This window comes from Vibrio sp. V01_P9A10T6, assembly GCF_963877065.1.
GTDB classification, from domain to species: Bacteria; Pseudomonadota; Gammaproteobacteria; order Enterobacterales; family Vibrionaceae; genus Vibrio; species Vibrio anguillarum.
The window spans coordinates 1-8,430 of sequence record NZ_CAWNTB010000035.1 but is presented as its reverse complement, the minus strand read 5'-3'; the positions used below and the strand labels follow the sequence as shown (position 1 = coordinate 8,430).

Genomic DNA, 8,430 nt, shown 5'->3' with positions numbered 1-8,430 from the left:
ATCAAAGGCTGCGGAATGATACATAGGTTACTATTGAATGTGAAGTAAGTATTTTCCTACCCTGTAAGTATTTTCCTTATTGATTTCGCTTTATTTACTATTAAGTTAGTTAATAGCTGATTATTTTTTAATCTTAATTGAAATAGTCGATTCGCCTAGAGTGCAACTTGTTTACATTGACATCAATAATGTTTATTGTTGCGACGCCCAATCTATATTGGGCATACATCGATGTAATTAAACTTCATGGGGAATACTATGAAAAAAACAGCAATCGCACTATTAGCATCTTTTGCTTTTGGTGGCGTAGCGATGGCTGCTGTTGAAGAGACAACAACAGCGTCAACCACTGGCGGAGCCGCTGGCGGTACAGCAGCGACAACAGCAGCAGTAGGTACAGTAACGGCAACGTCTGTAGCTATCGGTGGCGCACTAGTAGCGGGTATAGTAGTTGCTTCAAGCAATTCAGGTACTTCTACTACCACCACAGTAACCGCAGCGCAATAAGCGCCTGCTTAATTCACAACCGCCATTGGCGGTTGTTTTTTAAATATTCAAATGACGAATTTTTATTATTAAGCCCCTATTATGAAGTTTGCTATTCACTCGTTATTTATTTGTTGCGGTTTTTTAATTACAGGCTGTACACAAAACACTCAATATTTTACTGATTCTTTAAATCTTGCTCTATTTGGCCCTGAATCATTAAGTATCTCGCAAAATAAAATTAATGAGTTGCCCTACGCTAGTATTTATGTAAAGCAAGGTGATAACCCTCAAGCATTAATGATATTAGCTTGGGCCGAAAAAGATTCTAGCCAATTTCAATCCAACCCGTTGGCTTTAAAATATTTATCCGCAAATCATGAGATGATCGTTACCTCGGCAGGGCGAATCACTAAAACCGTGAATTTGCTGGATGCGAATTTATCCAATATTCGATCGCAGCAGCCTGATCCTCTAGCGATTGGTTTGCATGATTCCAGCACCCCGCGCTACTGGGAATATGAGATCAGCTGGCAGCCGGGCTATCACACCCAGTATCACGCTCAATCTCGCTTTGTTGTACAAGGTGAGGAGCAAAAGCTATTGCCACAGGGCGCTAGAAATTTATTACATGTAGTGGAAAATGTGACGATTTTAGCGATTGACCAACATTACACGAATCACTATTGGCTTGATCCAAGCAGTGGCGAAGTCGTCGCCAGCGAACAAACGCCAGCACCCGGCATGGCGCGCTTTGAACTGATTGTTGCTAAACCTTTCTCAGGAGCGAATAAGTCATGATTCTATGGCCTAACTTAATACGCTACGTTTGGCTAGAAAAACGCACGTTACTGAGCGCATCAGTGCCAAAAGCTACATTAATAAAACCCACATTAATGAAGCATTTTCTGCTGGGCGTATTATGCGCACTATCACCGGCTGCCTATAGTGCACCGGCTAGTGTGGTTGAAGTGAGAAGCGCAGAGAAACCTGCCCTCTCCCTCTCTTTTGCATCGGTACCAAGAGTGGATGAATTAGTCATCAATGCGCTAAATGCCAGTGCGCAATTACCTGCCGATATCGATTGGCTAAGCAGCGCCTTGTTTGATGTGACCAGCCCGTATCAAAAAAAGCAGCAGGTTCTGCTTGTGATCACCCATCAAGAAAGTTTGGCCGCATCGGCTCACAAAAAGCGCTGGCGTCAGTTGAAAGAGCAGCTACGCGCACGCACTTTTGCACAGCGTATTTTTACTCCGCTTGATCCCGACATCACGCGCATCACGGCCAGTCAGAACCCGAAATTACAAGGTCAATGGCTGCTGTCACTCAATACGTTACCCACCACAGTATCAGTTTTGGGGAATGTTAAACAAGCTGGTGACATGGCTTGGAAACCACGCACCGATGCGGGTCATTATGTTCGCTCGGCAGGCCTTGCTGAGGCGGATATCTCGCAAGTATGGGTGATTCAACCCGATGGTCACGCCTCACTGCATGATGTCGCCTATTGGAATCACGACTTTCAAGATATTGCGCCCGGAGCGACACTTTACGTGCCTTTCCCTATCGAAACGACATCACTTTATCCTCAATATTCACTACACAATGTGAACGACATTGTCGTTGAACTGCTGCGAAATCAATTGCCATGATGAAACTGAGTTATCTTTCGTCTTCGACGATTCAACCACCTCGCGTCACTTGTATGGCGTGCTGCATTGTGTTTAGTTTGGCGTTACCGAGCCAAGCTGACGAATTCAGCTACCCGACGCTGGTGCATTCTCAAACTGATTTTGGTGGTACAGGCTTAATACAGATGCCCAGTGCCCGCATGATGCCAGAAGGCCAATTCAGTTTAAGCGTCACAAACAACGATGATTACATTCATTACGTCAGTTCACTCCAACTCTTCCCATGGCTAGAAGCGACGATTCGTTACACGCAAGTGCATGAGCTACTTTACAGCGGCGATACCAGCTTTAGCGGTGATACGAAATACACGGATAAATCGATTGATGCCAAACTGCGTTTGCTAGAAGAGGGATATTGGCTGCCGGAAGTGTCGGTAGGGTTACGTGATGTTGGCGGTACAGGTTTGTTTGATGGCGAATTTATTGCAGCCAGTAAACGTTTTGGCCCATTGGATGTCACACTCGGCGTTGGCTGGGGTTATTTGGGTAACAACGCGAATTTAACGGGTGATAAATCCTCAACACCAGATTGCGGTCGCGATGGTAGTTACAGTGGCAAAGGCGGCCAATTTGATATTGGACGGATGTTCACGGGTTGTACGTCGCTATTTGGTGGGGTTGAATACCAAACACCTTGGCAACCACTGCGTCTAAAAGTGGAATACGATGGCAATGATTACCGCAGTGATTTTCCCGTCACCCGTGGTGATGCAGTAATGCCCGTTTCAACACCGTGGAACTTTGGTGTGGTATACGCTCTTGCTGATTGGGCCGATTTACGCCTTAGCTATGAACGCGGTAATACCTTTACCGCAGGCATTACCTTGGGTACGAACTTGGCGACGATGCAACCGGTGTGGGTTGATGAACCCAAACCCAGTTATGCTCCGCAAACGAAATCACATGAGTTAGACGATGCTGAATGGCAAACTCTGCTTCATGACCTTGATGTAATCGCCGGTTATAAACAAGCGACTTTGTACCAAGATGATGCCACCCTCACGATTGAAGCTGAACAATATAAGTATCGCGATCGCAAAGAAGCGCATGAACGCGCCGCATTGCTGCTGGCAAATCAAGGCATTGATGCACAGACGTATCGCATCATCGAGACGGCCAATAATCAGCCTCTCACTGAGACCAGAATAAAAGCGAATGCGTTTGCCCGCGTTGCTGACCGTGATTACCCTAACGCTCACATCACCGATGCCAGTGCGCGCGGTAACCCTGTCGCGATCAATGGCGAAGTAAAAGCGCAGCAGTATGATGCGTGGCAATTTGGTTTAGCGCCTGTGTTGCAGCAGTCTTTTGGTGGCTCTGAAGATTTTTATTTGTACGCGCTTGGTGTTAGTGCTAATGCTAGCGTACAAACACGAGATCATTGGCTACTCTCTGGCAGCCTTTATGGCAACCTTGCCGATAACTACGACAAATACAAGTACACCGTACCGCCAGATGGTACTGATTTGAAACGGGTTCGTACCTTGTCTCGACAATATTATGAAGATGCCGTTCGCCTTGATAGCCTGCAACTAACCTACTTTGATACTTTCGGCCAAAGTTGGTTTGGTCAAAGCTACGCAGGGTATCTCGAAACCATGTTTGCTGGTGTCGGCGGCGAAATACTCTATCGTCCATTAGGCAAAAATTGGGCGGTTGGGATTGACGGAAACTATGTAAAACAGCGCGACCCTGACACCGCTTTCGGTCTGTATAAAGAAGAAGTGCATTATGATCCACAAACGAAGAAAAACTATCGAGTACAAACTGGCACAGTAACAGGCCATGCAACGCTCTATTGGCAGCCTAAGTTTTGGTCATTGATAGACAATACGTTACTCAAGGTCAGTGCGGGGCGTTACTTAACCGACGATATCGGTATGTCGGTCGATTTTTCTAAGCAGTTTGATAGTGGTGTGATTGCCGGTGCGTTTATTTCTAAAACGAACCTTTCTGCAGAAGAGTTTGGTGAAGGCAGTTTTACCAAGGGATTTTATGTTTCAATTCCTATGGACTTGATGACCATTCGGCCGAGTACACAGCGCGTGACCGTATCTTGGTTACCGATTCAACGTGATGGTGGGCAAATGCTGAACCGACAATATCGCTTGTACGATATGACGGATGCACGCTCACCTTGGTATGGTCGCCCTATCTCAAGCAACTAGCTTAGACTATTGTTACTAATAAAAAGAGAGCTCATTTATGGGCTCTCTTTTTAATGCCTACCTAAAGAATATCCCTACTTTTCAACAAGAAACAGCCAACTCACTATTGATTAAGTTATCCACTATAACTATTTTTTATGTGACACATGGCAATGTAATCCATTGCATCTATACTTTATTAGGTAAACACATTTGATCTAGATGCGCATCAAGATCTCGGTATTGTTGGCTTTGAATAGGAGGTTCTTATGTTCCTTCAGCCTGTTATCGGATCTCATTTCTGTCGGTTATCTCGTTACTCAATGTTAGTACTTGCTTTCATTTTAGTTGGTTGCGCAGGCTCTAACGGGCGAACCATGAAAGCGCAAAATCCCCCAGCGATTAATTATGAATTCACCGGTATTCCATTGCTGTATTTTGGTTATGGATCGAGTGTGCCCTTAACTCCAAATTTAAGCTTAACTGCAGCTCATGTGGCAAAAATGAATTATGCCAAAGTGGTAGCTTACCATCCCACTTGTGATGTGGCTTTGATCGAGTCAGACAACCAACATGTTGTACTTCCAGAATTAGGGCTAGTTTATCAAGGAGAAAAAATAGAGGCGTTTGGTGTGAGTGGCAGTGGTGATGTGGTGATGGGAAAAGGGACGTATCATTTGGACTTAAACTTCGTCAATAGCCGTTACTTCAGCAAATGCCCAGCCAGCATTACCGACGCCCCAATACGTTCGGGCATGAGTGGCGGTGGTGCATTCAATGCACAAGGCGAATTGGTCGGTATATTAGCGGCTATTGCAAATAAAGCAGATACGAGGCTTGTGAACGGAGAAGAATTAGATATCGAACGCTTAAGCATTTTTGTTTCGATCAATTTCATCCAACCGTGGTTGAAAGCACAAGTGAACACTTACCACCACGGAGAATATCAATGGCCAAATGTAGAAACGAACGAAACAAGGTTAGCGCGGCAGCAGTAAACTCAATAAGCCGAATGGATAGCCGATAGAGATTATCTGTTCGGCTATATTTTCTAGGCTTCATCGCTTATTCTGTTTTCAGTCTTCATCTCTTCAGATTTAGCCAATTTTTTCCACACCAAATCACAAATACCATCACTAGGAGTAAAACCTGTCGGTGCTTCAAGCAGCAGCTCACGGATCCGCTCATGATCAAAGTTATGGCAAGCAATATCGAGCTCTTCCAAAAGATGCATGTATTGAGGTAACGGTAAGTTTACTTCTGTCGCGGTCATGATTCGTTCATGTGCAGTATGCTCAACATTGTCACCTATCAGAAGCTCTTCATACAGCTTCTCACCGGGGCGTAGGCCTGTATAACTAATTTCAATATCACCGTATGGGTTAGATTCGTCTTTCACTTCCAACCCAGAAAGCTGAATAAGATTTTTGGCAAGATCTGAAATACGCACAGATTCCCCCATATCGAGAACGAAGACATCACCACCTTTGCCCATCGCTCCTGCTTGGATCACTAACTGTGCGGCTTCTGGAATAGTCATAAAATAACGCGTTATTTCAGGATCAGTAACAGTTAAAGGGCCGCCTGTTGCTATCTGTTTTTTAAACAGTGGTACCACGGAACCAGAAGAACCCAGCACATTACCAAAACGCACCATACAAAAACGGGTGCCTTTAAGCTTCTCATTTTCTTGCTCTGCCAAGGCTTGTAAACCTAATTCAGCCATACGCTTAGTCGTACCCATTACATTAGTAGGCCTAACTGCTTTGTCTGTAGAGATAAGCACAAAGGACTCAACCTGAGCCTCCACTGCAGCTTTTGCAGTGTAGTATGTACCAAACACATTGTTTCGTACCCCTTCCACTACGTTGAACTCTACCAAAGGAACATGCTTATAGGCGGCGGCATGGTAAATGGTTTGAATGCTAAAGCTTTTCATCACCATTGATAAACGATTAATACGCTGAACAGAACCAAGCAGAGGTACGATTTCAATATTTAGTTTTTTGCGGACACTAAGTTGACTAAGCTCTCGATCAATTTGGTATAGCGCAAATTCAGAAAGCTCAAAAAGAATCAACTTTTTCGGCTGGCTGAGGATAATTTGTCGACACAGCTCTGAGCCAATCGAGCCCCCAGCCCCGGTGACCATAACGACTTTATCTTTAATGTTTGCTTCCATTAACGAGCGCTGTGGTGTAACCGGATCTCGCCCAAGTAAGTCCTCAATCGCAACGTCTTTTAGCTCATCAATACTCGCCTTACCTTCAACAATATCTTTCATATCTGGTACGGTAAGTACTTCCGCTGAAAGGTGAACCAAGGACTCCAGTATTTTCTTTCTTCGAGCACGTGAAGCACTTGGTACTGCAAGTAGTATCTGCTTTACATTATGTTTAGCAACTAGCCTATCTGCATGACCAACATTATGTACACACAACCCCATAATCACGGTCTTTTCAAGGGTTTTATCTTCATCAATAAACCCTACTACTTTATGAGTTTCCGAATTTCTGAGCGCTAGTGCAAGCTGCCTTCCCGCTGAGCCCGCCCCATAAATCAGCACTGGCTTGTTTCCTTGACAATTGAGCTGAGCAACGAGCACACGCACAATCAGCCGAGCACCACCACATAATAGAGAAAGAAAAGTTCCATAAATAATGGGTAACGAGCGTGGGATAGGTGCATTAAAATAGAATGCGAGTACAGCAACAGAAGCTGCCGAGATCAACGTACCAATACTAACCACAGCCAACGCATGAAAGGTCAAATAACGCAGAACTGCTCGGTAAAGCCCAAGTTTAAAAAAAGAAACGATGGTGATAACAGCAACACCAGCCACTAGATAGGGCACTGTTGGTGATTTAATTAAAACAATATCACCAATTCTCACCCAATAGGCAGCATAAAAAGAGAATACGATAAAGAAAAGGTCAATTACTACGCTGATAATGCGCTTATTCACCCGCGATAAATTCCAGATAAAATTTAGCCTAGCCATATTATTTCTCTATATAAACCAACGCCAATACTGTCTGATGTTGGCTTTAAAAACTTATTAAGTTAGGGATCCACGGAAAAGTCATGAACTTCCCCATTAATAAAGGCTCGAAAACACCTTCAAAAAAAGGTACTCAGGATCCATCGCACACATTGCTCTTTTGTCTTTAATACTAGAATACTTGCTTTTAAAGTCGTTCCACTCTTCAGTATGTTTAAGCACATTTGTCTGATCCTTGCGAAGTTCTCTGCACTTTCTTCAGCCCTTTTTCGGCAAGTATCTTCGCCAAATTCAGTATCGAGCGTCCAATGCATCGACTCAATTAACCAGTGTGAACGCGTTTCATTTAACAACTCCCTAACATTTAAATCCTTCGAGCTAATATAGTACCTCACCGTAACTTCCGACTCTTTCGCTACGGTACGGAAACCGCATGAACATCACCGCCCTGTAAAGCTTTCGAGAACCTTACTTAGGTAGTTTTCGTCCATTGCGCAGTTCATCCGTTTGCGTTTAATACCACCTTTAAAGGTGGTTTCACTCTTTAATAGGTTCAAACACATCTGCCTGATCCTTGCTAAAGCCTCTGCGCGATCATCGGCTCTAATACGAGAGTTGTCCTCACTAAATGCGGTATCAAGGGACCAATGCATGGCCTCTACGCCCCAATGAGAACGCGTCGCTTCAAGCAGAGTTTGGGCTTCTAATTCTTTAGAACATATATAGTAACGAATACTCACTTCTTGCTCTGTTGCTACAGCCGATTCTTGGCGAATCGAAGCGACGATGCCCATTGATTTTAGCTCGGGCCATTCATGCTCAATATCACCTAAAACCGACAAATCACGGTTCACTAAAGCCACTCTCGTTTCCGTTCTTCCGTGACTTTTTTCTTGAGTACTGTAAGAGCTGCCGTCAAAGTCTTGAAGCATGTCCATTCGAAAATAATCATCAAAGGCTTGCTCAAGCATTCCCTGATACCTTTCACTGCTAACAAATAATCCGCTTCTTTATCGAGGATTTTCTGCGCTATTTTCTTTTGGCATCCCATTGCATCAATCGTAACCAAGCAGCCTTTTACCTCTAGCAAGTCAAGTAGCTTGGG

General features: G+C 44.3%; 6 protein-coding genes and 2 pseudogenes. 5 read left to right on the top strand and 3 right to left on the bottom strand.

Going from position 1 to position 8,430, the window contains the following annotated elements:
• Positions 1-258 precede the first annotated feature (258 nt).
• From AACQ21_RS02285 to AACQ21_RS02265, 5 genes are all read left to right on the top strand, one after another.
• Positions 259-507, top strand: a complete 249-nt coding sequence (locus AACQ21_RS02285) for a hypothetical protein (protein ID WP_164996734.1) — start codon at positions 259-261, stop codon at positions 505-507.
• Positions 508-588: 81 nt separating this feature from the next.
• Positions 589-1,287 (top strand): YjbF family lipoprotein, encoded by a 699-nt coding sequence (locus AACQ21_RS02280; RefSeq protein ID WP_105976322.1) that lies wholly within the window; start codon positions 589-591, stop codon positions 1,285-1,287.
• The gene (locus AACQ21_RS02275) at positions 1,284-2,138 is read left to right on the top strand and encodes a capsule biosynthesis GfcC family protein (RefSeq protein ID WP_105976321.1); all 855 of its coding nucleotides are present in this window, start codon (positions 1,284-1,286) and stop codon (positions 2,136-2,138) included. The genes AACQ21_RS02280 and AACQ21_RS02275 overlap by 4 nt, the downstream gene beginning before the upstream one ends.
• A complete protein-coding gene (locus AACQ21_RS02270) occupies positions 2,135-4,345 on the top strand; it encodes a YjbH domain-containing protein (RefSeq protein ID WP_105976320.1) in 2,211 nt (736 codons plus the stop codon). Before AACQ21_RS02275 ends, AACQ21_RS02270 begins: the two co-directional genes overlap by 4 nt.
• A 248-nt stretch (positions 4,346-4,593) precedes the next feature.
• Positions 4,594-5,322 carry a S1 family peptidase gene (locus AACQ21_RS02265; protein ID WP_105976319.1) on the top strand — a complete coding sequence of 243 codons (729 nt, stop codon included), beginning with the start codon at positions 4,594-4,596 and terminating at the stop codon, positions 5,320-5,322.
• 53 nt (positions 5,323-5,375) lie between these two features.
• Here AACQ21_RS02265 and AACQ21_RS02260 read toward each other — a convergent pair whose 3' ends face one another.
• The 3 genes and pseudogenes from AACQ21_RS02260 to AACQ21_RS02250 all read right to left on the bottom strand — a co-directional run.
• Positions 5,376-7,325, bottom strand: coding sequence for a polysaccharide biosynthesis protein (locus AACQ21_RS02260; RefSeq protein ID WP_105976318.1), 1,950 nt, complete (start codon positions 7,323-7,325; stop codon positions 5,376-5,378).
• Between the two features lie 119 nt (positions 7,326-7,444).
• Positions 7,445-7,738, bottom strand: a pseudogene (locus AACQ21_RS02255) (ISAs1 family transposase); the annotation flags it as partial.
• A gap of 27 nt (positions 7,739-7,765) precedes the next feature.
• Positions 7,766-8,430 (bottom strand): annotated as a pseudogene (locus AACQ21_RS02250) (ISAs1-like element IS1358A family transposase); the annotation flags it as partial.